The sequence below is a fragment of the Shinella sp. M31 genome (assembly GCF_049199205.1).
Taxonomy (GTDB): domain Bacteria; phylum Pseudomonadota; class Alphaproteobacteria; order Rhizobiales; family Rhizobiaceae; genus Shinella.
The window spans coordinates 1-25,566 of sequence record NZ_JBLZPH010000039.1 but is presented as its reverse complement, the minus strand read 5'-3'; the positions used below and the strand labels follow the sequence as shown (position 1 = coordinate 25,566).

Here is a 25,566-nt window from a genome sequence, read left to right as displayed (position 1 = left end):
GAAAGCCTCACAGGATCAGGCGCGCGGCGGCCGCACCCAGCGACGCCGGAAAGCCGAGCACGATGACGGATAGCATGATCTCGACGGCGGAACTGTCGCCCAGCCGCTCGAAGATCCAGAGTGCGAAGATGCTGATGGCGAGCGCGATGACATAGCCGGGCAGGGTGAAGCGAACGAAGGCATGCCACCACGGCGTCTCCGGCTCGAGCTCATGGCCGCCGATGAAGGAGAGCGCATAGACGAAGCCGTGCATGAGCGCGATCGAAAGCACGGTGACGACGATCGCGTGCCAGATCGACATCTTGTAGGCAAGCACAATCATCTCGTCGGTCGGCGCGATATTGAGCGAGAGGAAGAGGGCGCCGGCGGCCATCATCAGCAATTCGCCGTGATAGGGTGTTTCCTTGTCCTCCTCCTCGGTGTCGTCATGGCCGAGCTGGCTGCGGCCGAGCATGGCGCCGATGCTGGCGGGAACGGATTGCAGCGCGATCTTAGCGATGGCTTCGCTCACCGGCATGTCGCTGTGCAGCAGGCCGAGGACGGCAAGCACGATGACGCTGGTGACGATGCCGATACCATAGGCGATGATCGCATCGCGGATCGCCTCGCGCCAGGTGAACGTCTCCTCGAAGCCGATGCGATGGGCGAGCAGTATCAGAAGAGGAATATTGACGAGGAGCAGCAGGAGGAGCCGCTCGCGTGCGATGGTGAAGCCGAGATGCCACATTTCCATGGTCATCAGCATGGGCAGCGCCAAGAAAAGGGCGCCTGCGACGCCGCGGCCGAGGCCGGTCACGAAGCTGTTGAATTCGTTTTTTTCGTCGTCAGCGGATGCGGCCTCGCCTGCCATTCGCAATACCCCTCGCACAAGCGCGGGGAAAATGCGGCGCGGAGCAAAAAGTTCCGCGCCGCCAACCGCTTAGGGGCGGTCGAACTTCTTGGGCTTCGGCTTCTTCGGGCCGCCCTCCGGCTTGGCGAACTTTTCGTCGCGCTTGCCCTTGAAAGGCTTGGCTTCACCGAAGGGCTTGCCGGGCTTCTTGGCCGGGCCGTCGTTGCGATCCTTCCAGTGCGGCTTGGCTGCCGCGCCTTCCGGCTTGTCGAAGTCGCGCTTCTTGTCCGCAGTGTCGTTGCGGTCCTTCCAATGCGGCTTGGCGCTCGCACCTTCGGGCTTGTCGAACTCACGATTCTTGTCGAAGTCCTTCTTCTTGGCGAAGCCGGGCTTCTTGTCGAAGTCACCGCGCGGCTTCCAGTCGGTGCGGCGCTCTTCGTTGCGCACCGGCTTGTCGTAGCGCTGGGTCTTTTCGCCGGGTGTCCGCTCGTAGAACTGCGGGGTCAGGTCCGGCATGCCTTCCAGCACCGTCACGCGGATGCCGCGCTCCAGCATGCTGTTGGGGCCAAGCGCGCCCATGAAACCGTCGGAGGCATCGGCGGAAAGCTCGATGAAAGTCTCCTCCGGCTGCATCTTGATGGCGCCGATCTCGTTCTTGGTGATGTTGCCGTTGCGGCAGAGCATCGGGATCAGCCAGCGCGGCTCGGCGCGCTGCTTGCGGCCCACCGAGACGGAAATCCAGGTGCTACGCGCAAAGCTGTCGCGCGGGCGCTTGGTCTCAGCCGGGATGGCGTCGTTGCCACGTTCGCGCGGCTTGCGCTGTTCGAGCGAGACCTCGATCAGGTCTTCCGGTGCGGAACGGCCGGCCTTGAAATAGCGTGCGACGGCGGCGGCGAGCTGGCGCGCATCGAATTTTTCGACCAGCGCGTCGATCGTCTCGATCTCGTCTTCGCCGATCTTTTCGGTCAGCGTCGCATCGGCGAGCAGGCGCTCGTCGTCGCGGCGGAGAATCTCTTCGGCGGACGGCGGGGTCGCCCAGTTGGCCTTGAGATTGGCGATCTGGAGCAGGCGCTCGGCCTTGCGGCGGGCGCTAAGCGGCACGATGAGGGCGCTCACACCCTTGCGGCCGGCGCGGCCGGTGCGGCCGGAACGGTGCAGCAGCGTATCCGGGTTGGTTGGCAGGTCGGCATGCACGACGAGCTCGAGATTCGGCAGGTCGATGCCGCGAGCCGCTACGTCTGTCGCGATGCAGACGCGGGCGCGGCCGTCGCGCATGGCCTGCAGCGCGTGGGTGCGTTCGTTCTGGCTGAGTTCGCCTGACAGAGCCACGACCGAGAAGCCGCGATTGTTGAAGCGGGCGGTCAGGTGGTTCACGGCGGCGCGCGTCGAGCAGAAGACGATCGCATTCTGCGCATCGTAGAAGCGCAGCGTGTTGATGATGGCGTTCTCGCGGTCCGAGGGCGTGCAGAGCAGCGCGCGGTATTCGATATCGACATGCTGCTCGCGTTCGGCTGCCGTCGAGATGCGCATGGCATCGCGCTGGTAGTTCTTTGCAAGGGCTGCGATTTCCTTCGGCACGGTGGCCGAGAACATCAGCGTGCGGCGGTCTTCCGGGGCGGCTTCGAGGATGAATTCGAGGTCTTCGCGGAAGCCGAGGTCGAGCATCTCGTCGGCCTCGTCGAGCACGACGGCGCGGATGGCGGAGAGATCGAGATTGCCGCGCGTGATGTGGTCGCGCAGGCGGCCGGGCGTGCCGACGATAATGTGGGCACCGCGTTCCAGCGCCCGGCGCTCGTTGCGCACGTCCATGCCGCCGACGCAGGAGCCGATGACGGCGCCGGTCATCTCATAGAGCCATTCCAGCTCGCGCTTGACCTGCATGGCCAGTTCGCGCGTCGGGGCGATGACGAGGGCAAGCGGGCTTCCCGCACGGTCGAAACGCTCTTCGCCGGAAAGCAGTGTCGGTGCCAGCGCCAGGCCGAAGGCGACGGTCTTGCCGGAGCCGGTCTGCGCGGAAACCAGCGCGTCGGCATCGCTGATCTTGGGGTCGGAGACGGCGATCTGCACCGGCGTCAAAGTGGTGTAGCCGCGTTTTTCCAACGCCTTTGCCATCGCCGGAGCGAGGCTGTCAAAATTCGTCATATGGGGTCTTTCGGAATTCGGGTTCAGCGACGATCTGGCGTCGCACTCGCAAGCCCATGAATGACGGGCGTGTTGCGCGCTCTCTACTGCGCCTTGGCCAAAATGTACAGTGCGCAAAAACGCAAAGCTGCCCAGCGGGTTAAGCGATGGCTGCCAAAAGTCTTTCCCGATTGTCTTTTTGCGCTGCACAAGATAGAAAACGGCGCCCCCTGAAAGCGGTCCGCAGAGGCTGCGTGGGATGGTGTCGCCCACGGGAGAGGGCGAGAGCAAGGAGGAGCCGCCGATGAAGACGTTCACCACCATCGCGGATTTGCGCGCCGCTCTGGCGCCGCATCGGCTCGATGGCCGCTCGATCGGCCTCGTGCCCACCATGGGCTATCTTCATGTCGGTCATATGGAGCTTGCGCGCCGCGCCCGCGCCGACAACGACATCGTCGTCGCCACCATTTTCGTCAATCCGCTGCAATTCGGCCAGAACGAGGATCTTGCGCGCTATCCGCGCGATCTCGCCCGCGACCAGGCGATGCTGGAGGCCGAGGGCGTGCACTACCTTTTCGCGCCCGGCGTCGCGGACATGTATCCGCGGCCGATGGAGACCGTGGTGGATGTGCCGAAGCTCGGTGCGGAGCTTGAGGGCTCCGTGCGCCCCGGCCATTTCGCCGGTGTCGCGACGGTCGTGACCAAGCTTTTCAACATTGCCGGTCCTGACCGCGCCTATTTCGGCGAGAAGGATTTCCAGCAACTCACCATCATCCGCCGCATGGTTGCCGATCTTGCCCAGCCCGTCGAAGTGATCGGCGTGCCAACGGTGCGCGAGGCCGATGGCCTCGCCTGTTCGTCGCGCAATGTCTATCTCTCGCCGGAAGAGCGCGCTGCCGCCGCCATCGTGCCGCGCGCGCTGGAGGAGGCCGAACGGCTGGTTGCGGCCGGCGAGACCGATGCGAAAAAGCTGGAAGCGGGCGTCATCGCCTTCATCCGCACGGAACCTCTGGCCAAGCCCGAGGTCGTCGCCGTCAGGGATCCGGAAACGCTGGCCGAGATCGATACGGTCGGCGGCAGGCCGGTCCTTTTGTTGCTTTTTGTGCGCTTCGGAAGCACGAAGCTCCTCGATAACCGGGTGCTGAGCCCAAAGAAGAAGGTCGCGTGACATGAGCGTACACACCGCAAAGCGCCGTCTGGCCCCGTCCGACATCAAGGCCCTGAAGGGCGAACGCCCCATCGTCAGCCTCACCGCCTATACGACGCCAGTCGCCAAGCTGATGGACCCGCATGTCGATTTCATGCTGGTCGGCGACAGTCTCGGCATGGTGCTTTACGGGCTGGATTCCACCGTCGGCGTGACGCTGGAGATGATGATCGCGCACGGCCAGGCCGTCATGCGCGGCTCTTCCAATGCCTGCGTCGTCGTCGACCTGCCGTTCGGCTCCTACCAACAGTCCAAGGAGCAGGCCTTCGCGACGGCCGCCCGCGTGCTGAAGGAGACCGGCTGTTCGGCGATCAAGCTCGAGGGCGGGGCGGAAATGGCCGAGACGGTCGATTTCCTGACGCAGCGCGGCATTCCCGTGCTCGGTCATGTCGGCCTGATGCCGCAGCTTATCAATACGACGGGCGGCTACCGCTCGCTCGGCCGCAACGACAAGGAAGTCGAAAAAATCCGCAGGGACGCCGCCGCCATCGACGATGCCGGCGCGTTCGCCATCGTCATCGAGGGCACGGTCGAGCCGCTGGCGCGCGAAATCACCGGCAAGGTCAAGGCGCCGACCATCGGCATCGGCGCTTCACCGGCGTGCGACGGCCAGGTGTTGGTGGTCGACGACGTTCTCGGCATCTTCACCGATTTCAAGCCGCGTTTCGTCAAGCATTTCGCCAACCTGGCGCCCGTGATGAGCGAGGCTTTCGCGACCTATGCGGAAGAGGTGAAGGCCCGCAGTTTTCCGGCGCCGGAGCACACGTTCCAGCTTAAGAAGGCCTGATCGTCGGCGCCGCTGCTTGTGGCCTCGCCCCTCATCCGGCTGCCGTCACCTTCTCCCCGCAGGCGGGGAGAAGGGACACGTGCACCGTTGTGCAGTCCTCCGGGACCGTAAGGCGCGTCCCCTCTCCCTGCTTGCGGGGAGAGGGTTAGGGTGAGGGGCTATCCGGTACATCACCGCTTCGGCCGGATCATTGATCAGCAGCGGTCGATGCCGTGTAGTCATTGATCAATGACGCTGAATGGTTCATCAGCCATATTGGTTTGCGGGTGGATCGTGCCTGCTCTATGGCTTGCCTATCCAGGATAGAGCAGACCCATGACCCCCGATACAAAAGAAGAAATCCGCGACGCCTTTCGGCGTGGCATCGCGGTTGCCATTGCGGCATCGCCGTTTGCCGTGCTGTTCGGCGCCGTTTCCATCGACAATGGCCTGACCGTTGCCGAAGCGACCCTGATGAGCGCGACGCTTTATGCCGGCGCCAGCCAGCTGGTCGGCGTCGAGCTGTTCAATCATCATGTTGCGCCGTGGCTCGTCGTGCTCTCGATCTTCGCGGTCAACTTCCGCCACGTGCTCTATTCGGCGGCCATCGCCCCGCATATCCGCCACCTGACCTTCTGGCAGAAGGCGACCTCGCTGTTCCTGCTGACCGACCCGCAATTCGCCGAAACCGAGCGGCGGGCGGATGCCGGCATTCGCGTCAGCTATCTCTGGCTGATGGTGCTGGGCTTCAGCGTCTATGTGCCGTGGCTTTGCCTGACGGTCGTCGGCGGCCTGCTCGGCAATCTGATCGGCGATCCCAGGGCGATCGGCATCGACGTGCTGCTGCCGGTCTATTTCATGGGTTTGGTGATGGGCTTCCGCAGCCGGGCGAACTGGCTGCCGGTCGTGCTCGCCTCCGGCGTAGGCTCGGTGCTTGCGATGCATTTCGTCGGCTCGCCCTGGCATGTCAGCCTCGGCGCGCTGGCCGGTGTTGCCGTCGCGGCCCTGCTGCCGCTCGACAAGGAAGACGAAACGCCTGTCGGAACGGTCGCGGAAGGGGAGGCATGAGCATGGAAAACATGTTCCACATGCAAACGCTGCTGATCATCGCTGCCGGCGCTATCGCGACCTACCTCACGCGTGTCGGCGGCTATGTCTTCATCACGCGCATGAAGCGCATTCCGCCGCGCGCCGAAGCGGCGCTGAACGCCGTTCCGGCGGCCGTCTTGACCACGCTGGTCGCGCCGGCCGCCGTCACGGGCGGCTGGGACGTCAGCGTCACCATGGCGGTCGCCTTTCTCGTGGGGCTGCGCCTGAAACTCCTGCCGATGCTGGCCGTCGGCTGGGTCGTGGTGATGCTGCTGCGTCACGTCATCGGCTAATCGGAGCCGTCGCTTTCGTAAGCCACGACTTGGTCGCGTCGTCCGAAAGGAGCGGTGCGATCTTTTCGTTGGTCTCGGCGTGATAGGCGTTGAGCCAGGTCAGTTCCTCGTCCGTCAGCAGGTTTGCCAGGATGAGGCGGCGATCGATCGGGCAGAAGGTCAGCGTTTCGAAGCCGAGCATATCGATATCGCCGCCCGCGACGGCCGCCGCCGGCAGGACATGCACGAGGTTCTCGATACGGATGCCGAAGGCGCCGGGGCGGTAGTAGCCCGGTTCGTTCGAGAGGATCATGCCGGGCAGCAGCTCCTGCGTCGAAAGCCGCGAGATGCGCTGCGGCCCCTCATGCACCGAGAGATAGGAGCCGACGCCATGGCCGGTGCCATGAGCGAAATCGGCGCCGGCCTTCCAGAGCGCGATGCGGGCGAGCGGATCGAGATCGCAGCCGCGCGTGCCCTTGGGGAAGCGGGCGAGGCTGATGGCGATCATGCCCTTCAGCACCAGCGTGAAGAAGCGCTTCTGCTCCTCCGGCACCGCACCAATGGCGACCGTACGGGTGATGTCGGTCGTGCCGTTGATATATTGCGCGCCGGAATCGATGAGAAACATCGTGCCGGGCTCGATTACGGCATCCGTGTCGGTCGTCACGCGGTAATGCATGATGGCGGCGTGGGCACCGGCACCGGCAATCGAATCGAAGGAGACGTCCTTCAGTGGGTTTTGCTGGCGCTCGCCGACGCTGCGGCGCACCTCTTCCAGCTTTTTCGTGACGCTGATTTCCGTCTGGCTGCCCGGCGTCGTGCCGTCGAGCCAGGCGAGGAATTCCACCATCGCGGCGCCATCCTGAAGATGGGCGCGGGCGGAACCTTGCAGCTCGACGCTGTTCTTGCAGGCGCGGGGCAGGCGGGCCGGGTCGGCGGCCTCTACCAGCGTGCCGCCTTTGCTGCGAACGATCTCGCCGAGCGCGAAGGGCGCCTGGTCCGGATCGATCAGGATGCATTTGCCTTCGGCGGCGAGGGCGGCGATGCGGATGTCGAAATCCGACGGCGGCAGGAGATCGGCGAGCTGGGTGAGATAGGCCTCGGGCTCGATGCCGGTCTTGCGTTTGTCGAGGAAGAGCAAGGGGCGGCCATCTGCCGGGATGATGGCGCGGGCCAGCGGATGCGGCGTGTGCGGCACGTCGCTGCCGCGGATGTTGAAGATCCACGCGATGGAGGACGGGTCGGTGACGGCGAGAGCATCCGCGCCGGCCTTCGCCGTCGCCTCCGCCATTTTGACCAGCTTGTCCTTGGCGAGTTCACCGGCATGGTCGATGGCCTGGATGGTGACGCGGCCGAGCGGTTCGGCGGGACGGTTCGTCCAGGCCTTGTCGAGCGGGTTATAGGGCAGGAAGACGAGACTGCCGCCGAGCGTGGCGAGCGCCTTTTCCAGCCGGCGCACTTCGGCGGCCGTGTGCAGCCACGGATCGATGCCGAGGCGGAAGCCCTTGGGGCCGTGGTTCTGCAGCCAGAGATGCGGCGGTTCTCCGACGAGATCGCCGCCGGTATAGACGCTGCCATCCACCTGTTCAGCGAGCTGCGTGACATAGCGGCCGTCGACGAAGACGACGGCCTGGCCCCGCATGACGAGCGCCATGCCCGCCGAGCCGGTAAAGCCCGTCAGCCAGGACAGTCGCTCCGCCGAGGCCGGCACATATTCGCCCTGATATTCATCGGCGCGCGGCACGAGAAAGCCGTCGATGCCGAGCGCATCGAAGGAGGCGCGCAGCGCATCGGCCCGTTCGCGGCCGAACTGGGGCGTGGAGGTGGCGTCGAAACTCTGGAACATAGGATGCTTCCGCTCAGGCGATGAATCGTGGCGGCAATCTAGCCCATCGCGGGGGCGCGTCAAAGGCGCGCGTCAAGCCGGTGACGATCAGCGCGGAAGCAGCTGTCAGGTGGTCCCAAGAGGTCTCATATTGGACTTATGCATCTCGTGCATGGCACCCATGCCACATCGGCGCTTTTGTGAATTTCTGAATCGATTATAAGCAGCGCCAACGAAGCGAACTTGAAACGCGCTTCAAACGAAACGAAGCGAAACTTCCTCCAGTCCTTCGTATCGTGCATGAAACGCCGAAAGGCGAAAGACTAGGTGTTCCGATCAGGCGTCTTTCTGGTCACTCCTCCTCCCTCCTCCGGGAAGGCGTTCGGAACACATAGGTCCGCTTGAGCACTCCTCCTCCTCAAGCTCGCGGACAGGTCGGCTTGCCGGCCCATAGGCGGTGCCTCTGGCACCGCCTTTTTCTTTTCCACGATGACTCCACGTCATTCCGCTGCGTAATCCCGGTCCCGAACCGGGATTACGCAAAGCGGGCTCAACGCTTGGCGAGATGGATCGTCACCCAACCTTCGCGCCAGATGGTGCGCACATGGCTGAGGCCGGCGCCGTTATAGGCGGCCAGCACCTTCCAGCGCTGCGAGGCGAGGATGCCCGACAGGATGACGTCGCCGCCCGGCGTGAGCTGTGCGGCCAGCTGCGGCGCCATGCGCATCAGCGGGCGGGCCAAAATATTGGCGATGATGAGATCGAAGGGACCGTAGCGGCCGAAGGCGGTGGAGTGGAAGCCCGGCGCTGTTTCCAGCGCGATGCCCGAGGCGATGCCGTTGATGCGGACGTTTTCGCGGGCCACACGCGTGGCGATCGGGTCGATATCGGTCGCCAGCACCCGGGCGGGCGAAAGCTTGCGCGCGGCGATGGCGAGCACGCCGCTGCCTGTCCCAAGGTCAAGCACGCGCTTGACTCTGCGAGACCGCATGACACTGTTGATCACCTCCAGGCAACCGGCCGTCGTTCCGTGATGGCCGGTGCCGAAGGCCTGGCCGGCATCGATTTCGATTGCGATTTCGCCCGGGCGGGCGGTGCCGCGGTCATGCGAGCCATGCACGACGAAGCGGCCGGCGCGTACGGGCTTCAGGCCTTCGAGCGACTTGGCGATCCAGTCGATATCCGGCAGCTCCTCGCGCTTGATCTCGGCGTCCGGGAAATCCTCGGCCAGCAGGGCGGCGAAGCGTTCGGCGATCTCGTCTTCATCGACACGGAACATGTAGACGGAAGCTTCCCAGATGTCGTTCTTCTCGTCGATCTCCATCGTCGCGATGGCGTAGCCTTCTTCCTCGAAGGCGTCGGTCATCAGCGAGAGCGCGATATCGGCGCGCTTCTCGGTTGTGTTGATGTAGAGGCGGATTTCGCTCACGGCCGGGGTCCCTGTTGTCTCAGGGTTCGCCTAGCATGTCCGAAAGCCGAGGCAAAGGCGGATTGCGCTTATCGCTTGATCAGGTTGGCGAGCTTCTGCTCGGCGGTGTCGGGGTTCTCGCCATAGGCGATCGTTCCGACGAAGCGGCCCGTGGAATCAAGCAGGAAGACGGAGGCTGTATGATCCATCGTGTAGTCGCCGTCGGGCTTTTTCTCGTCGAGCGGCACCTTGCGGTAATAGACGCGAAAGCCCTTGACCATCTCCAGGACCTTGTCGGCCGGGCCGGAAATGCCGGTGATGCGCTGGGAGACATTGCTCACATATTGGCCGATCAGCTCGGGCGTATCGCGCTCCGGGTCGACGGTGACGAAATAGGCCTGCAGCTTGGAGCCGTCGGGGTCGACCTTGGTGAGCCAGCCGTTCATTTCGAACAGCGTCGTCGGGCAGACTTCCGGGCAATGGGTGAAGCCGAAGAACAGGGCGGTCGGCTTGCCGGTAAAGGCCTTTTCGGTGATCGGCTTGCCGTCCTGCGCGACGAGCGTGAAGGGCACGCCGAACGGTCCGCCGGAGACCTCGTCCTTCGTGCGCGTCGCCTCCAGCGTCAGCCAGCCGAGCAGCGCGGCGACGAGGGCAACGGCGATCCAGAGTACGAGGCGCAGGGTCTTCATGGCGGTCCTTCGGGTGAATATCTGCCGATGTCATAATCTCTCGCAGCACCACACGCAAAGGCGCCAAATGCCGCAAGGGCAATCCCGGGCGGTCTCGCGCAAATGTGATCAGAAGCACCAGGACATGCCGGATTCGGCAAGGCTGAGGAAGATCGCCGTGCCGTGCTCCATCCAGCCGGCAAAGGCGGCGGTGGCGGCCATGACGCCGAGGCCGAGCGCGATGAGCGCAGCTGGCAGGACGGTATAGCGGCGGGCGGTCTTACTCATGTCGTCACGATAGCATGAAACGGCAGGTTTTGGAACCGCACCGGCTTTCCGCAACGTGCGGTATCCTAACCGAGGGAATTTATCGAATTTTGCTAAAATGCAAGTTTCAGGACGGGTTCCTTAGGCATTGTTTAATCTTCCTTTGTCACGGTCCGGATTACGCACAAGGGCCGCAATCGGCTCATCGGGCATGATGTCCGCCCGACCGGGGGAGACGGCGAGCAGCGTATTTCACCCAGGATCCAAGGGATGCCATGGCGAGGGCCGTGGCTCGGGCGAACCGCATCATGTCTCAGATAAGTGCAGTGAAAGGCCGGACCCTTTCCGTCAATTCCCGTCTCGCGACGCTCGGCGCCGCTGCGTTCCTCGGCTTCGGCACGATGCTCGCCGCCGGCTGGTACGGCAATGCGACGATCGGCGCCGCCTCCGAGGCGGCCGTCAATATTCAAAAAGAGGTCGATACCGTCGGCGCCATGCGGCTTGCCAATGTCGATCTCGTGCTCGTGGCGATGGACAGCATCATCGACCGCGACGAGAAGGTCATCCAGCCGGAGCGGGTGGACATCATCGCGAAATCGCTGAAGACCTTGAAGGATGGCACGGCCTCGGCCCGGAGGCTCGCCGCCGAAATCGGCAAGCCGACGCTGCTCGAAACCTTCGACGGCGATTTGCAGATGATGGAAAAGGCCATTGCCGTCGATCTCAAGACGATGATCGAGTCCGGCGCTCCGATGGAGGCGTTTTCGTCGCTTGACGATGCCGTCGATGCCGGCGGAAAACGCATGACGGCAGCCCTCGGCGCCTTGGCCGAAGAGGGCTCGGCGCTCTTGGAAACGCGCGTCAACGATGCGCAGCGCGCCTCCGGGCAGTCGATGTTTTATCAGATCGTCATCGGCCTTCTCGGCATGGGCACGCTGCTCGGCATGATCGTCTATCACGGCAACATGCTTCGCCGCGGCATTTTCGCGGTGCGTGACAGCATGCAGCGCATTCTCTCCGGCGATCTCAACACGGCCGTCGCCGCCACGGAACGCGGTGACGAGATCGGGGATATGGCTCGTTCGGCCGAAGCCTTTCGTCTTGCCGCCGTCGAAAAGCGCGGGCTTGAACAGGCGAGCGAGGAGACACGCTCGCGCATCGAAACCGAACGGCACGGCCGAGAAGCCATCGCCCGTGAGGATGAGCGGCAGGTCAATGCCGCCGTCGAGGCGCTTGGCCGCGGCCTGACGCGCCTGTCCGAAGGCGATCTCAGCGTTGCCATTCTCGAACCCTTCCGCGACGACCTCGAACAGCTGCGCATCGACTTCAACGGCACCGTCGAGCGCCTGCGCAACGTCATGGCCGACGTGAAGGACAATACCGGTTCCATCCAGTCGAACAGCGGCCAGATGCGCGCTGCCGCCGACGATCTCGCCCGCCGGACCGAGCAGCAGGCCGCCTCGCTCGAAGAGACGTCGGCCGCGCTCGACGAGATCATGACCACGGTGCGCACGGCGACCGCGCGCGCCGAGGAAGCCGGCCGCATGGTCGATTCGACCAAGGCGAGCGCGGTGGAATCCGAACGCATCGTCAGCGATGCCATGGCGGCGATGGACCGCATCGAAGGCGCCTCCAGCGAGATCGGCAAGATCATCAACGTCATCGACGAGATCGCCTTCCAGACCAATCTCCTAGCACTCAATGCCGGCGTCGAGGCGGCTCGCGCCGGGGAAGCCGGCAAGGGCTTTGCGGTCGTAGCACAGGAAGTGCGCGAACTCGCGCAGCGCGCCGCCGGTGCCGCCAAGGATATCAAGAGCCTGGTCACCCGCTCGTCGGACGAGGTGAAGACCGGTTCGCGCCTCGTGCAGGCAACGGGCGAATCGCTCGGCCGCATCGGCGGCGACGTGCTGCGCATCCACGAGCACATGGCCTCCATCGTCACCGCTGCCCGCGAGCAGGCGGCCGGCCTTCAGGAAATCAACGTCGCCGTCAACCAGATGGACCAGGTGACGCAGCAGAACGCCGCGATGGTCGAGGAGACCAATGCGGCAAGCCATACGCTGGCGCAGGACGCGGAAAACCTCACGCGCCTTGTCGGCCAGTTCCAGATCCACGAAGGCGTGCGCGCCTCCGTCGGTAGCCCGAGGGCGGTTTCGGCCGCCTCCCGTCCCGCCCCGTCTCCGGCAAGAAACCTTGTCTCCAAGGTTGCCGGGGCTTTCAGCAGCAGTGCAGCGGTCAGGGGCAATGCCCAGACCGCCGCAGAGAACTGGGAAGAGTTTTGAAAATGTCCAACGCCATCAAGCAGTCCGGCGCCTATCTCGAAATCGTCTCCTTTCATCTCGGAGAACAGGAATTCTGTATCGACATCATGGCCATCCGCGAAATCCGCGGCTGGGCGCCCGTGACGCCGATGCCGCATACGCCGCCCTATGTGCTTGGCCTCATCAACCTGCGCGGTGCCGTGATCCCGGTTATCGACATGGCCTGCCGCCTCGGCATGAAGATGACGGAACCGTCCGAGCGCTCGGCGATCATCGTCACCGACATTGCCGGCAAGCTGGTCGGCCTGCTGGTCGAGCAGGTTTCCGACATGATGACCATCAAGAGCGAGGCTCTGCAGCCGGCGCCGGAAATCATTCCGGAAGCACAGCGCGCCTTCTGCCGCGGCATTGTGGCGCTTGAGAAGTCGATGGTCTGCTTCCTCAACCTCGACACCGTCATCGCCGACGAACTCGCCCAGGCCGCCTGATCGCGGCAGGGAAGGATCTCGGGTTATGAAGCACCTGGCCGGTTTCCGGCCGGGTGCCTTCGCGCGTTTGTAAGCGTTACGGCTTGCCGTTCTTCCAGGTCACGGTCTGGCCGTAAAGCGGCACGGTGGAGATCGACATCTTGGCCGATCCCTCGGTCAGTTCGCGCGAATGGGCGAGATAGATCAGCGTGTCGTTCTTCTTGTCGTAGATACGCGTGACGATAAGCGACTTCCAGATCAACGACAGGCCTGACTTGAAGACCTCTTCGCCGCCCTTGCCCAGATCGATGTCGCCGATGCTGATCGGGCCGGTCTGCTGGCAGGAAATGGCATTGTTCGACGGATCCTCGAACCAGTTGCCCTTCTTGAGGCGGTCGATGACCGAGCGGTCGAAATAGGTGACATGGCAGGTGACGCCGGTCACTTCGGGGTCGGTGACCGCGTCGATATAGATATCGTTGCCGATCCAGTCGACACCGACCTTGCCGACGGTTTCGGCGGCGGCGGGCAGGGCGGCGAGAGCCAGCATGCCGGCGGCGACGGCCGTGCGGAGCGGCGAGGGGACGAAAGTCGTAAGCGACATGGCGGGTCTCCTTGTTCGCCTTAAACGTAAGGACGCCCGCCCGCCGCTTGCAAGACCTGAATTTAAGATTTTGCCGCCGCGATGGTAGCGCGGACGGCTTGCCCGTCGGTCAGCGTCAGTTCGTATTCCCGGTCCTTTTCCGTGCCGCCCATGCCGACATGCGGATTGCGGAAGACCATGCCGCTCGGCACGGTGGTCAGCGCGGCGAAATGCATTTCCACCAGGCCGGTCGCGTCGCGCACGGTGCGGATATTGTCCACGTCGAGCGCCCCGCAGCCCATGATGACGATGCGGTCGGCGGCCTGCTCGACGGCGGCCTTGAGGATGGCGATGCCTTCCATCGCCGTATCGCGCTGGCCTGATGTCAGCACGCGGTTGACGCCGCAGCGGATGAGCGCTTCCAGCGCCTCGTGGGCGTTTTCCGTCATGTCGAAGGCGCGGTGGCAGGTGACGGACATCGGGCGGGCGGCCTCGACCAGCGCCGTCGTGCGCGCCTCGTCGATGCGGCCATCCGGCGTCAGGCAGCCGATGACGACGCCGGCAACACCCTCGCTGCGCAGTGCTTTGATGTCCTCGATCATCGTTTCGAATTCCGTCTCCGAATAGAGGAAATCGCCGCCGCGCGGGCGGATGATGATATGGACGGGGATTTTCGCTGCCTTCACCGCGGCGCGGATCGTCGCAAGGCTCGGCGTTAGGCCGCCCTCGACCAGACTTGCGCAGAGTTCCACACGGTCGGCGCCGGCTTCCTGAGCGGCGAGGAAGCCGTCGATGCCTTCGACGCAGAGTTCGATGAGGGGCTTGGTCATGCAGTGATCCGTAGGTTGGTCAGGCTTCGTGCCAGACGGTTTTCAGGAGCCGCAGCCAGTTTTCGCGGCAGAGTTTCGCAAGGTCGTCTTCGCCATAGCCGGCCGACCGCAGCGCCTCGACCAGCGCCTGGTTGCCGGCGGCATCGCCGATGGCGGCAGGAATGGTCGCGCCGTCGAAATCCGAGCCGAGCGCCACGCAGTCGATGCCCATGCGTTTCACCATGTAGTCGATGTGGCGCACCATGTCGGAGAGCGGCGTGTCGGCATTCTCCATGCCGTCGGCGCGCAGCATCGTCGTGGCGTAGTTGAGGCCGGCAATGCCCTTGCGCTCGCGGATCGCGTCGAGCTGGCGGTCTGTCAGGTTGCGCGAGATCGGCGTCAGCGCATGGGCGTTGGAATGGGTGGCGACGAGCGGCGCCGTGCTGACGCGCGCGACATCCCAGAAGCCCTGTTCGGTGATATGGGCGAGATCGACCATGATACCGAGATGGTCGCATTCCTTGACAAGTTCGACGCCGGCTTCCGTCAGGCCGGGTGCGGTGTCGGGCGAGGAGGGATAGGCGAAGGGCACGCCATGGCCGAAGGCATTGTGGCGGCTCCAGACCGGGCCGAGCGAGCGCAGGCCGGCGGCATAGAGCGTTTCGAGCGTCGAGAGGTCTTCGGCGATCGGCTCGCAACCCTCGATGTGCAGGATCGCGGCGAAACGACCGGCCGCGAAGGCGGCGCGGATATCGGCGGTGGAGCGGCAGATCGACAGCGCGCCGGCCCGCTCCAGGCGGAAGGCGATTGCGGCCATTTCAAGCGCGGTGTGAAGGGCTGCGGGCTGTTCCAGCGGGCCGACCATGTGGATGTTGTAATGGCCGTTCCCGTCGACCTCGCGTGGCGGATAGTCTTCGTTCGGCGGAATGAACATGGCGCAGAAGCCGCCGGCAAGGCCGCCCTTTTTGGCGCGTGGGGCGTCGATATGGCCCTTGTCCGTGCCATCGACGAATTCGGCGATCGGGTCCGCGCCCTTTTTGGCATGTTCCCACAGGCGCAGGAGAACGTCGTTGTGGCCGTCGAAGATCAATTGCATATGCCGCTCCATGCTTGCTTGCGACGGGTAGAACCGATTCCGCCGCAGGCCGCAAGGACCACGGCGGTTCACCCGTCAGGCGGCGAAGACCGGCGTTCCGGCGATCCACGTGGACACGACATTGACGTCACCGTCGATGACCGCGAAATCCGCGTCGTGGCCGTGGGTCAGGCGACCCTTGCGGCCGGTCAGGCCGATCGCTTCGGCGGGATAGAGCGCGGCCATGCGCAGGGCTTCTTCCAGATCGATGCCGACGTGATCGCGCATATAGCGGATGCAGGAGGCCATATCGATATCGGCTCCGGCGAGCGTGCCGTCCGCGAGCGTCAGACGGCCGCCCTCGCGAAAGATTTCGCGGCCGTTGAGGAAGAAGCTCGTCATGTCGGTGCCGATGGTCGACATGGCATCGGTGACGAGGAAGATGCGGCCGGGGCCGCGCTTGGCGCGCAGCGCCACGCGGATGGAGGCCGGATCGACATGGAAGCCGTCGGCGATCAGGCCGGCATCGAGACGGCCCACATCGAGGGCGGCACCCACCATGCCGGGTTCGCGATGGCCGAGCGGGCTCATGGCGTTGAAGAGATGGGTCATCATGCGCGCGCCGGCTTCGACGGCACCGGCGGCCGTCTTGTAGCTGCAATCGGAATGACCGAGGCTGACGGTCACGCCCGCGGCGTGGAGGGCGGCGATCTGCGCGTTTGTCGCGTTTTCCGGCGCAAGCGTCATCAGCAGCGCCGTCAATCCCTTGCGGGCGGCGATGGTGCGGTCGAGATCGGCCTGTTCCATCGGGCGGATGAGCGCCGGGTCATGCGCGCCCTTGCGGGCGATGGAGAGATGCGGGCCTTCGAGATGCAGGCCGAGGAAGCCGGGAACCTTTGCCGCTTCGGCGGCAAGGCCGGCGGCAATCGTTCTGGTCGTCACCTCGACATTGTCGGTGATCAGCGTCGGCAGCAGGCCCGTCGTGCCGAAGCGGGCGTGTGCGGCGCAGATGGTGCGGATGCCTTCGAGATCGGGCCGCTCGTTGAGCAGCACGCCGCCACCGCCATTCACCTGCAGGTCGATGAAGCCGGGGACGAGCGACAGCCCGTCCATTGGCACCGTCCGGGCGTCGGCCGGCACGTCGCGGCGGGCCGCGACGGCGGCGACCTTGCCGTCCTCGATGAGGAGCGCGCTGTGGTCGTGCCAGAGATCGCCGTCGAAAATGCGGGCGCCGGTAATGGCGGTGAGCGCTGTCATCGGGTTTCCGTCACTTTCTTGAGGTTGACCGGCTTGTCGGGATCGAGGCCCTTGCCGCGCGACCAGGCCTCGACGAAGCCGTAGAACGGCACGATGAGCGCCAGCGCATCGGTGATCGGATGGCCGGTGGCGACGAAAGGCAATTTGCGCGCGCTTTTCCCGTCGGAAGCGGTGACGCAGGCATAGGCGCCTCGGTCGGCCAGGCTGTCGGCCATGCCGGTGACGGAGGCTTCCGCCGCGTCACGGGCGGCAAGCGCGATGACCGGGAAGGATGGGCCGACGAGGGCGACCGGGCCATGCAGCACTTCGGCCGAGGAGTAGGCCTCGGCGTGCATGCCGGAGGTTTCCTTGAACTTCAGCGCCGCTTCGCTGGCAATGGCAAGGCCGGGGCCGCGGCCGAGCACGTAGAGCGACTGCGCATCCTTGAGATCGCCGGCCAGATCGGACCAGTCGAGGGCGACGGCCTTGGCGAACTGTTCGGGCAGGCCCTTCACGGCGTAGTCGAGATCGGCGTCGCCGGTCCATTCGGCAAGCACCGCCAAGCCGGCAACGATGGAGTTCACGTAGGATTTCGTCGCGGCGACGCTGAGTTCCGGGCCGGCCGACAGGTCGAGCGAATAGGAGCAGGCGTCGGCCAGCGGCGAGGGCAGCGTGTTGGTTAGCGCAATCGAGATGGCGCCGCCCTTCGTGGCGCCCTCGGCCATGGCCACGATGTCGGGGCTCTTGCCGGACTGCGAGATCGCAATCGCCGCGCCGCCAGCGAGCTTCAGCTTGGCGCCGTAGATCGAGGCAAGCGAGGGGCCGAGCGAGGCGACGGGCCGGCCGGCGGTGAGTTCGATCGCATATTTCAGGAAGAGGGCGGCGTGGTCGGAGGAGCCACGGGCGACGGTGACGAAGAATTGCGGATCGCGTTCCCGCAGCGCCTTGCCGGCGGCCGTGATCGCATTTGCGGAATTCGCCAGGACGCGGGCTGCCGCCTCGGGTATCTCGTTGATTTCTCGGCGCATGTTGGTCTGCATGGAATTCCCTTTGCGATTGATCACGTCTCGGACAATGTCAGTTCGGCGACGAAGTCATAAGCGTCGCCGCGATAGATGGAGCGGGTGAATTCGACCACCCGGCCGGTGCGAAGATAGGAGACACGCTCGATGGAAAGCCCGGCCGAGCCGGGCGGCACGCCCAGCACCGAGGCATCCGGATCTTTCATGTTGTAGGCGGAGATGCGCTGCACGGCGCGCACAGGGCGGCAGCCGTGTTTTTCCAGCGCCGCGTAGAGCGATCCCTGGACCTGCATTGGGTCCGGCAGGAATTCGGCGGAAATGCAGGCGCGCTCGATGGCGAGCGGCATGTCGTCGGCGACGCGCAGGCGGCCGAGCCGGGCGACCAGCGCATCGGCCGGCAGGCCGAGCATCATCATCTCGTCCGGCGAGGGGTGGAACAGGCCGCGATCGAGCCATTCCGCGCGGGTGGTCAGGCCGCGCCGCGCCATGTCCTCAGTAAAGGAGGTGAGGCGGGAGAGCGACTGCTGCACCTTGGAAACCGGCTTGGCGACGAAGGTGCCGGAGCCGTGGCGGCGGATCAAAAGGCCGTCTTTGACGAGATCGTCGACGGCCTTGCGCACGGTGACGCGGCTGACCTGAGCGTGGTCGGCAAGATCGCGCTCGGCCGGCAGGGCGTCGCCATAGTTCAGCTTGCCGGAGGTAATGGCCTCTTCCAGCGTCTGGCGCAGTTTCAGGTAAAGCGGGCCGGGTACGCCCGATTGCAGGCTTTCCGGAGTGAGGATTGCGGAAAGGGAGGTGCTCATGCCGCCGCTCCCTGCCGCTCTCTATAGCCCTTGGCGGCCAGCGCCACGGCGCCCGTCAGCGCATCGGCTTCTGCCTCGATCAGGATCGAACGGTGCTTTTCCGAAAGCCATTGCGGATAGAGCGGCGCCAGCCCGCCGAGCAGGCAGAGGCGCGGTGCGCCGGCCAGCGCCATGATGGCGTCGAGCGATTCGTTGACGGCGGCCGCCCCCGTCTTGACGATGGCGATCGCCTGCGCGTCGCCCTCTCTGGCATGATCGAACAACAGGGGGGCGAAACGGCCGAAATCGCCGGGTTTGGACAGGCGGGCGAACTCGACGATGCCGCGCGGGTCGTTCTTGAACTCGTCGATGATCGCATCGGTGACGGGCGTGCGCGGATGCACGCCGTCGAAGGCGAGCAGCGCTTCCTGGAGGAGCGCATGGCCAAGCCGCGCGCCGCCGCCGAGATCGCCGACCGTAAAGCCCCAGCCGCCGATATAGCTGATGGTGCCGTCCTTGCGTCCCATATAGATGGAGCCGGTGCCGAGGATCGCGACCGCGCCGTCCTCGTCGCCGATCGCGCCCTGAAGGGCGATCAGGCCGTCGGAGTCGATGGCAGTGTGGCGGAAGGGCAGGCGGTCATGCACGTAGCGCGTGAGATCGCCGACATTGGTGCCGGCAAGGCCGAGAAAGGCCGAGGCGCCATTGACGTCGGCTTCGTCGAGCCCAGCGTCGCGGCACGCGGCCTTGGCGGCCTCCGTGATGGAGATGATGGCATTGTTGGGGTCGGTCAGGATATTGGCCGCACCGCTCTTGCCGCGACCCAGAATGAAGCCGTCCGGTCTTGCGACCGCCGCACGGCAACTCGTTCCCCCACCGTCGATACCGAGAATGTAATCCGTCATGGGCACCTCCGAGCACAACGATACCAAAAAAATACCATTAACCAAGGGGTATGGTGGTATCGAACATGAGCTTTTCGATAAATTATTGATTTTAAATAATAAAAATAATTGACTGCAAAAAAGTGGTCTCAGAAATTAATTTCCTATGGACAATTGGTATTTTTTTGGCATTAATTTGGGCCAGAGGAGAACGGATGATGGCTGCAGGCAGGACAGAAGGCAGGCACGATCAGGCGCAGGGGCTGGACGAACGTCAGCCTATCGACGCGCTGAAAGTGCTTGCGGACGGCCAGAAGGCCGCGGCCGCCGTGATCGACGGTGCGCTGGCCGATATCGCTGCCGCCGCCCGTCTTGCCGCCGACGCGCTGCTTTCCGGTGGCCGCCTCGTTTATGTCGGCGCCGGCAGCTCCGGCCTGATGGCCATGGCCGACGCGCTCGAGCTTCCCGGTACCTACGGCATTGCCCGCGACCGTATCGTCATCCTGCTTGCCGGCGGTGCCGCGAGCCTGGAAGATCTGGCGGGCGGCTATGAGGACGACCGTGCGCTTGCCATCGGCGATGCCGAAACGGCAAAAATCGACGCCAAAGACTGCGTCATCGCCGTTTCGGCCAGCGGCAGCACGCCCTATGCGCTGGCCATTGCGGCCTATGCGAAAGAGCAGAGCGCCAAGGTAGTGGCGATGGCCAACAATCCGGGTGCCGCGCTGTTTGACGGTGCCGACGTCTCGATCCTTTTGCAGACGCCGCCGGAAGTGATTTCCGGCTCGACGCGCATGGGCGCCGGCACGGCGCAGAAGATCGCCTTCAACATGTTTTCCACGCTCACCGGCATCCTGCTCGGCCATGTGCATGACGGCCACATGGTCAATCTCAAGGCCGACAATATCAAATTGAAAGGGCGTGCCTGCCGCATCGTCTCCGACATTTCCGGTGTCGGTCTCGACGAGGCGGAACGCCTTCTCACGCGCTCCGAAGGCTCGGTCAAGGAAGCCGTGCTTTTGGCTGCGGGGGTTCCGGATGCCGGTGCCGCGAAGGCGGCGCTCGCCCGGTCGGGGCAAAGTCTCCGGCGTGCCCTCAAGGCTCTCGGATAATTCAAGTCTCAAAACGCGCTGCGGCGCATAAAAGGGGAGAATGCAATGACACGCAACGCAATCAAGGGTCTGCTGCTCGCCACGAGCATCCTCGGCACGGCCGGGTTTGCCCAGGCGGCCGACGTCACGCTGACCGTCGAAAGCTGGCGCAACGACGACCTCGCCATCTGGCAGGAAAAGATCATCCCGGCCTTCGAAGCCAAGAACCCCGGCATCAAGGTCGTCTTCGCGCCGACCGCGCCGACCGAATACAACGCCGCGCTGAACGCTAAGCTGGACGCCGGTTCTGCCGGTGACCTCATCACCTGCCGTCCGTTCGACGCCTCGCTGGAACTCTTCAAGAAGGGTCACCTGGCCAGCCTGAACGATCTGCCGGGCATGGAGAACTTCTCGCCGGTCGCCAAGTCCGCCTGGACGACGGACGACGGCGCGACGACGTTCTGCGTACCGATGGCTTCGGTCATTCACGGCTTCATCTACAACAAGGATGCCTTCGACACGCTCGGCATCTCTGTCCCGACGACGGAAGCCGAATTTTTCGCCGCCCTCGACAAGATCAAGGCCGAAGGCAGCTACATCCCGATGGCCATGGGCACGAAGGACCTCTGGGAAGCCGCGACCATGGGCTACCAGAACATCGGCCCGACCTACTGGAAGGGTGAAGAAGGCCGCGCCGCTCTCATCAAGGGCGAGCAGAAGCTGACCGACGACGCCTGGGTCGAGCCCTACCGCGTTCTCGCCAAATGGAAGGACTATCTCGGCGACGGTTTCGAAGCCCAGACCTATCCGGACAGCCAGAACCTCTTCACGCTCGGCCGCGCCGCCATCTATCCGGCCGGCTCGTGGGAAATCGGCCTGTTCAACACGCAGGCCCAGTTCAAGATGGGCGCCTTCCCGCCGCCGGTCAAGAATGCCGGCGACACCTGCTACATCTCGGACCACAACGACATCGGCGTTGGTCTGAATGCCAAGGGTGCGAACCCGGAAGCTGCCAAGAAGTTCCTGACCTTCGTCGCTTCGCCTGAATTCGCCGACATCTACGCCAACTCGCTGCCGGGCTTCTTCAGCCTGAACTCGACGGCCGTGAAGATGGCCGACCCGCTGGCGCAGGAATTCGTCTCCTGGCGTGAAAAGTGCAAGCCGACGATCCGCTCGACCTACCAGATCCTGTCGCGCGGTACGCCGAACCTCGAAAATGAGACCTGGACGGAATCGGCCAACGTCATCAACGGCACGGATACGCCGGAGCAGGCTGGCGAGAAGCTCCAGAAGGGCCTCGACAGCTGGTACAAGCCGGCCAAGTAAGCCCGGTTTCCAGCTGCTGACTTCTGCTTGAGGCGCGGTTATTCCTCGCGCCGATCCTCCCCCCGTAAAATTCGGGGGGAGGAATTCAAGGCGGCGCGGCTCGAACCGTCCGGCGTCTGCCTTGTTCCTCTTCGTCCTGGTGGACAGAGGGTGCCGAAGGGCAAATTCGGGGCGCGGCCCCGTCACTAATGTGTATGCTGACTTTGTCATGTGCGGCGGACGCTGCCGCGCAGGGCGTTCGCGCATGTGGATTTAACGACAACAAACGGAGGGGCAGGCTGGGCCATGAGCAACACACCTTCTACCCATGATGCAACAGGACCGATCATCAAACGCCCGACGCGCTGGCATATTGTCGTCTTCCTGCTGCCGGCTTTCATCGTCTATTCGGCGGTCATGATCCTGCCGCTCATCGAGACGCTGCGTCTGTCGCTGTTCAACACCGTGGACGGCCAGTCGACCTTCGTGGGTCTGGGCAACTTCAAGGTCCTGTTCGGCGACGAACGCTGGGCGCATGATTTCTGGAACGCGCTGAAGAACAATTTCATCTTCTTCGTGATCCACATGCTGGTGCAGAACCCGATGGGGGTCGCGCTTGCCGCGATGCTCTCGCTGCCGAAGCTGCGCTTCGCCTCGTTCTACCGCACGGCGATCTTCCTGCCGACGCTGCTCTCCTTCGTGATTGTCGGCTTCATCTGGAAGCTCATCCTCTCGCCGATCTGGGGCGTCTCGCCCTTCCTTCTGGATATGGTCGGCCTGAAGTCGCTGTTTTCGCCCTGGCTCGGCAAGCCCGGCTCTGCCCTCATCGCCGTGTCGCTGATCTCGGTCTGGCAATATGTCGGCATTCCCATGATGCTGATCTATGCCGCCCTCCTCAACATTCCCGAAGAGGTCATCGAGGCGGCCGAATGCGACGGCGTCACGGGCTGGAGCCAGTTCTGGAAGATCAAGCTGCCGCTCATCCTGCCCGCCATCGGCATCATCTCGATCCTGACTTTCGTCGGCAACTTCAACGCCTTCGATCTGGTCTATACCGTGCAGGGCGCGCTGGCCGGGCCTGATGGTTCGACGGATATCCTCGGCACGCTGCTCTACCGCACCTTCTTCGGCTTCCAGCTCCAGCTCGGCGACCGCTCGATGGGCGCGACGATCGCGACGGTGATGTTCCTCATCATCCTCGCCGGCGTCTCGCTTTATCTCTTCGTCATCCAGCGGCGCATGCGTCGCTACCAGTTCTGATCGGGAGGGCAAACCATGTCTAAAGCACGCGCTTCTCTCACCCGCTCGTCCCTCGTTCATCTGGCGCTGATCAGCTATGCGATCATCTCGGTCTTTCCGGTGTTCCTGACGCTCATCAACTCGATGAAGGATCGCAACGCGATCTTCCGCAACCCGATGCAGCTGCCGAGCCCGAAGACCTTCGATCTCGTCGGCTACTATACGGTGCTGGGACAGGGCGACTTTGCGACCTACTTCCAGAACAGCTTCATCGTGACGGTGGCTGCCATCGCACTGGTGCTGCTGTTCGGCGCGATGGCGGCCTTCGCGCTCTCCGAATACCGTTTCCGCGGCAACACGCTGATGGGGCTCTACCTTGCTATCGGCATCATGATCCCGATCCGTCTCGGCACGGTGGCGATCCTTCAGGGCATGGTGGCGACAGGTCTCGTCAACACGCTGACGGCGCTGATCCTCGTCTATACCGCGCAGGGCATCCCGCTTGCCGTCTTCATTCTCTCGGAATTCATGCGGACCGTTTCCGACGACCTCAAGAATGCCGGGCGCATCGATGGCCTCTCGGAATACGCGATCTTCTTCCGCCTCGTCCTGCCGCTGGTGCGGCCGGCCATGGCGACGGTCGCGGTGTTCACGATGATCCCGATCTGGAACGACCTGTGGTTCCCGCTGATCCTGGCGCCGAGCGAGGCGACCAAGACGGTGACGCTGGGCTCGCAGATTTTCATCGGCCAGTTCGTCACCAACTGGAACGCGGTGCTCGCAGCCCTGTCGCTGGCGATCTTCCCCGTTCTCGTCCTCTATCTCGTCTTCTCGCGGCAGTTGATCCGCGGCATCACCTCCGGAGCAGTCAAGTGAGTTCAGTTATGACCCCCATTCGCGTTCTTTCCGCCGGCCTCGGCAATATGGGCCGCAGCCATGCGCTCGCCTATCACGAAAACCCCGGCTACGAGATCGTCGGTCTCGTCAACCGCTCCAAGGTTCCGGTTCCGGCCGGGCTGGAAGGCTACGAGATCCATCCGTCGTTCCTCGATGCGCTCCATGAGTTCAAGCCGGAACTCTGCTCGATCAGCACCTATTCGGACAGCCACGCCGACTATGCGATCGCAGCCCTCGAAGCCGGTTCGCATGTCTTCCTCGAAAAGCCGCTGGCGACCACGGTCGCCGACGCCGAACGGGTGGTGGCCTGCGCCAAGGCGAACGGCCGCAAGCTGGTCGTTGGTTACATCCTGCGCCACCATCCCTCGTGGATCCGTCTCATCGAGGAAGCCCGCAAGCTGGGCGGTCCCTACGTGTTCCGCATGAATCTGAACCAGCAGTCCAGCGGCCCGACCTGGGCGACCCACAAGGCGCTGATGGACACGACGCCGCCGATCGTCGACTGCGGCGTGCACTATGTCGACGTGATGTGCCAGATCACCGATGCCAAGCCCGTCGAGGTGCGCGGCATGGGGCTTCGTCTGTCGAACGAGATCAAGCCGGACATGTACAACTACGGCCATCTCCAGGTGCTGTTCGACGACGGTTCGCTCGGTTGGTACGAGGCGGGCTGGGGGCCGATGATCTCGGAAACCGCCTTCTTCGTGAAGGACGTCATGTCGCCGAACGGTTCGGTCTCCATCGTCATGGATCCGAACGCCAAGTCCGACGATATCGACACGCACACCAAGACCGCGGTGATCCGCGTCCACAATGCAGCCACCGGCCCGGACGGCAAGTTCCTGTCGCCGGACGAGGACCTCAAGATGGCGGGCGAACCCGGCCACCAGGAGCTCTGCGACCGGGAGCAGGCCTTCGTGCTGAAGGCCATTCGCGAAGACATCGATCTTACGCGGCACATGGACGACGCGGTGCAGTCGCTCAGGATCTGCCTCGCAGCCGATGAAAGTGTCAGAACCGGTCAAACGGTCAAGCTTTAAGGGGAATTCGGATGGGCTCTCTTCAACTCAAATCCGTACGCAAGTCCTTCGGCAACGTCGATGTCATCAAGGGCATCGACCTTGACGTGAAGGACGGCGAATTCGTCATCTTCGTCGGCCCCTCGGGCTGCGGCAAGTCCACGCTGCTGCGCATCATCGCCGGCCTCGAGGACGCGACGTCCGGTTCGATCACCATCGACGGCGCTGAGGTCGTGACCGTGCCGCCGGCCAAGCGCGGCATCGCCATGGTGTTCCAGTCCTACGCGCTTTATCCGCACCTGAGCGTGAAGGACAATATGGGCCTCGGCCTCAAGCAGGCCGGCGCGCCGAAGGAGGAGATCGAGAAGCGCGTCGCCAAGGCCTCGGCGATGCTGTCGCTTGAAAAATATCTCGGCCGCCGCCCGGCGGAACTGTCGGGCGGCC

The 25,566-nt window shown here is 64.1% G+C and carries 25 protein-coding genes; 12 read left to right on the top strand and 13 right to left on the bottom strand.

What is annotated here, in order from left to right; translation table 11 throughout:
* Positions 1 to 7 precede the first annotated feature (7 nt).
* The gene (locus tag ACOZKU_RS05825) at positions 8 to 850 is read right to left on the bottom strand and encodes a TIGR02587 family membrane protein (protein ID WP_421578052.1); all 843 of its coding nucleotides are present in this window, start codon (positions 848 to 850) and stop codon (positions 8 to 10) included.
* A 69-nt stretch (positions 851 to 919) separates the two neighbouring features.
* The gene (locus ACOZKU_RS05820; RefSeq protein WP_421578051.1) at positions 920 to 2,971 is read right to left on the bottom strand and encodes a DEAD/DEAH box helicase; all 2,052 of its coding nucleotides are present in this window, start codon (positions 2,969 to 2,971) and stop codon (positions 920 to 922) included.
* A gap of 283 nt (positions 2,972 to 3,254) precedes the next feature.
* Between ACOZKU_RS05820 and panC the strand changes: the two genes are divergently transcribed.
* The 4 genes from panC to ACOZKU_RS05800 all read left to right on the top strand — a co-directional run bounded on the left by panC (position 3,255) and on the right by ACOZKU_RS05800 (position 6,305).
* Positions 3,255 to 4,118 (top strand): pantoate--beta-alanine ligase, encoded by an 864-nt coding sequence (panC, locus tag ACOZKU_RS05815; RefSeq protein WP_421578050.1) that lies wholly within the window; start codon positions 3,255 to 3,257, stop codon positions 4,116 to 4,118.
* A 1-nt stretch (position 4,119) separates the two neighbouring features.
* Entirely contained in the window at positions 4,120 to 4,944 is an 825-nt protein-coding gene (panB, locus tag ACOZKU_RS05810; protein ID WP_421578049.1) for a 3-methyl-2-oxobutanoate hydroxymethyltransferase, read from the top strand.
* Between the two features lie 315 nt (positions 4,945 to 5,259).
* Entirely contained in the window at positions 5,260 to 5,991 is a 732-nt protein-coding gene (locus tag ACOZKU_RS05805) for an AzlC family ABC transporter permease (protein WP_314084939.1), read from the top strand.
* Positions 5,992 to 5,993: 2 nt separating this feature from the next.
* A complete protein-coding gene (locus tag ACOZKU_RS05800; protein WP_421578064.1) occupies positions 5,994 to 6,305 on the top strand; it encodes an AzlD family protein in 312 nt (103 codons plus the stop codon).
* Here ACOZKU_RS05800 and ACOZKU_RS05795 read toward each other — a convergent pair.
* The 4 genes from ACOZKU_RS05795 to ACOZKU_RS05780 form a co-directional block, all read right to left on the bottom strand.
* Positions 6,295 to 8,130, bottom strand: coding sequence for an aminopeptidase P family protein (locus ACOZKU_RS05795; RefSeq protein ID WP_421578048.1), 1,836 nt, complete (start codon positions 8,128 to 8,130; stop codon positions 6,295 to 6,297). The genes ACOZKU_RS05800 and ACOZKU_RS05795 overlap by 11 nt on opposite strands.
* A 529-nt stretch (positions 8,131 to 8,659) precedes the next feature.
* Entirely contained in the window at positions 8,660 to 9,538 is an 879-nt protein-coding gene (locus ACOZKU_RS05790; protein WP_421578047.1) for a 50S ribosomal protein L11 methyltransferase, read from the bottom strand.
* Positions 9,539 to 9,606: 68 nt separating this feature from the next.
* Positions 9,607 to 10,206 carry an SCO family protein gene (locus tag ACOZKU_RS05785; protein ID WP_421578046.1) on the bottom strand — a complete coding sequence of 200 codons (600 nt, stop codon included), beginning with the start codon at positions 10,204 to 10,206 and terminating at the stop codon, positions 9,607 to 9,609.
* Between the two features lie 108 nt (positions 10,207 to 10,314).
* On the bottom strand, positions 10,315 to 10,473 hold the full coding sequence (locus ACOZKU_RS05780) for a hypothetical protein (protein WP_421578045.1): 159 nt from the start codon (positions 10,471 to 10,473) through the stop codon (positions 10,315 to 10,317).
* Positions 10,474 to 10,760: 287 nt separating this feature from the next.
* Here ACOZKU_RS05780 and ACOZKU_RS05775 point away from each other — a divergent pair, with 287 nt between their 5' ends.
* On the top strand, positions 10,761 to 12,734 hold the full coding sequence (locus ACOZKU_RS05775) for a methyl-accepting chemotaxis protein (RefSeq protein ID WP_421578044.1): 1,974 nt from the start codon (positions 10,761 to 10,763) through the stop codon (positions 12,732 to 12,734).
* Between the two features lie 2 nt (positions 12,735 to 12,736).
* On the top strand, positions 12,737 to 13,201 hold the full coding sequence (locus tag ACOZKU_RS05770) for a chemotaxis protein CheW (protein WP_117366518.1): 465 nt from the start codon (positions 12,737 to 12,739) through the stop codon (positions 13,199 to 13,201).
* Between the two features lie 76 nt (positions 13,202 to 13,277).
* Here the strand turns inward: ACOZKU_RS05770 and ACOZKU_RS05765 are convergent, their stop codons facing one another.
* The 7 genes from ACOZKU_RS05765 to ACOZKU_RS05735 form a co-directional block, all read right to left on the bottom strand.
* Positions 13,278 to 13,730 carry a CreA family protein gene (locus tag ACOZKU_RS05765; RefSeq protein ID WP_421578063.1) on the bottom strand — a complete coding sequence of 151 codons (453 nt, stop codon included), beginning with the start codon at positions 13,728 to 13,730 and terminating at the stop codon, positions 13,278 to 13,280.
* Positions 13,731 to 13,846: 116 nt separating this feature from the next.
* Positions 13,847 to 14,593 (bottom strand): copper homeostasis protein CutC, encoded by a 747-nt coding sequence (locus ACOZKU_RS05760; RefSeq protein WP_421578043.1) that lies wholly within the window; start codon positions 14,591 to 14,593, stop codon positions 13,847 to 13,849.
* A gap of 19 nt (positions 14,594 to 14,612) precedes the next feature.
* Positions 14,613 to 15,668: a dipeptidase gene (locus ACOZKU_RS05755; RefSeq protein ID WP_421578042.1), complete on the bottom strand. Its 1,056-nt coding sequence runs from the start codon at positions 15,666 to 15,668 to the stop codon at positions 14,613 to 14,615.
* A 75-nt stretch (positions 15,669 to 15,743) separates the two neighbouring features.
* Entirely contained in the window at positions 15,744 to 16,904 is a 1,161-nt protein-coding gene (nagA, locus tag ACOZKU_RS05750; protein ID WP_421578041.1) for an N-acetylglucosamine-6-phosphate deacetylase, read from the bottom strand.
* On the bottom strand, positions 16,901 to 17,923 hold the full coding sequence (locus ACOZKU_RS05745) for an SIS domain-containing protein (RefSeq protein WP_421578040.1): 1,023 nt from the start codon (positions 17,921 to 17,923) through the stop codon (positions 16,901 to 16,903). The genes nagA and ACOZKU_RS05745 overlap by 4 nt, the downstream gene beginning before the upstream one ends.
* 20 nt (positions 17,924 to 17,943) lie before the next feature.
* Positions 17,944 to 18,708, bottom strand: coding sequence for a GntR family transcriptional regulator (locus tag ACOZKU_RS05740; protein WP_117366512.1), 765 nt, complete (start codon positions 18,706 to 18,708; stop codon positions 17,944 to 17,946).
* Complete coding sequence (locus tag ACOZKU_RS05735; RefSeq protein ID WP_314084906.1) at positions 18,705 to 19,592, bottom strand: N-acetylglucosamine kinase; 888 nt, start codon at positions 19,590 to 19,592, stop codon at positions 18,705 to 18,707. The genes ACOZKU_RS05740 and ACOZKU_RS05735 overlap by 4 nt, the downstream gene beginning before the upstream one ends.
* A 197-nt stretch (positions 19,593 to 19,789) precedes the next feature.
* On the opposite strand from ACOZKU_RS05735, the gene ACOZKU_RS05730 reads away from it, so the two are divergent.
* The 6 genes from ACOZKU_RS05730 to ACOZKU_RS05705 form a co-directional block, all read left to right on the top strand.
* Positions 19,790 to 20,683 carry an N-acetylmuramic acid 6-phosphate etherase gene (locus ACOZKU_RS05730; RefSeq protein ID WP_421578039.1) on the top strand — a complete coding sequence of 298 codons (894 nt, stop codon included), beginning with the start codon at positions 19,790 to 19,792 and terminating at the stop codon, positions 20,681 to 20,683.
* Positions 20,684 to 20,728: 45 nt separating this feature from the next.
* The gene (locus tag ACOZKU_RS05725) at positions 20,729 to 21,988 is read left to right on the top strand and encodes an ABC transporter substrate-binding protein (protein WP_117366510.1); all 1,260 of its coding nucleotides are present in this window, start codon (positions 20,729 to 20,731) and stop codon (positions 21,986 to 21,988) included.
* Between the two features lie 285 nt (positions 21,989 to 22,273).
* Positions 22,274 to 23,227 (top strand): sugar ABC transporter permease, encoded by a 954-nt coding sequence (locus ACOZKU_RS05720; RefSeq protein ID WP_314084902.1) that lies wholly within the window; start codon positions 22,274 to 22,276, stop codon positions 23,225 to 23,227.
* Positions 23,228 to 23,242: 15 nt separating this feature from the next.
* On the top strand, positions 23,243 to 24,082 hold the full coding sequence (locus ACOZKU_RS05715) for a carbohydrate ABC transporter permease (RefSeq protein ID WP_314084900.1): 840 nt from the start codon (positions 23,243 to 23,245) through the stop codon (positions 24,080 to 24,082).
* A gap of 8 nt (positions 24,083 to 24,090) precedes the next feature.
* Positions 24,091 to 25,143: a Gfo/Idh/MocA family protein gene (locus ACOZKU_RS05710; protein WP_421578038.1), complete on the top strand. Its 1,053-nt coding sequence runs from the start codon at positions 24,091 to 24,093 to the stop codon at positions 25,141 to 25,143.
* Positions 25,144 to 25,154: 11 nt separating this feature from the next.
* On the top strand, positions 25,155 to 25,566 hold a 412-nt coding region (locus ACOZKU_RS05705; RefSeq protein WP_421578037.1), incomplete at its 3' end, for an ABC transporter ATP-binding protein.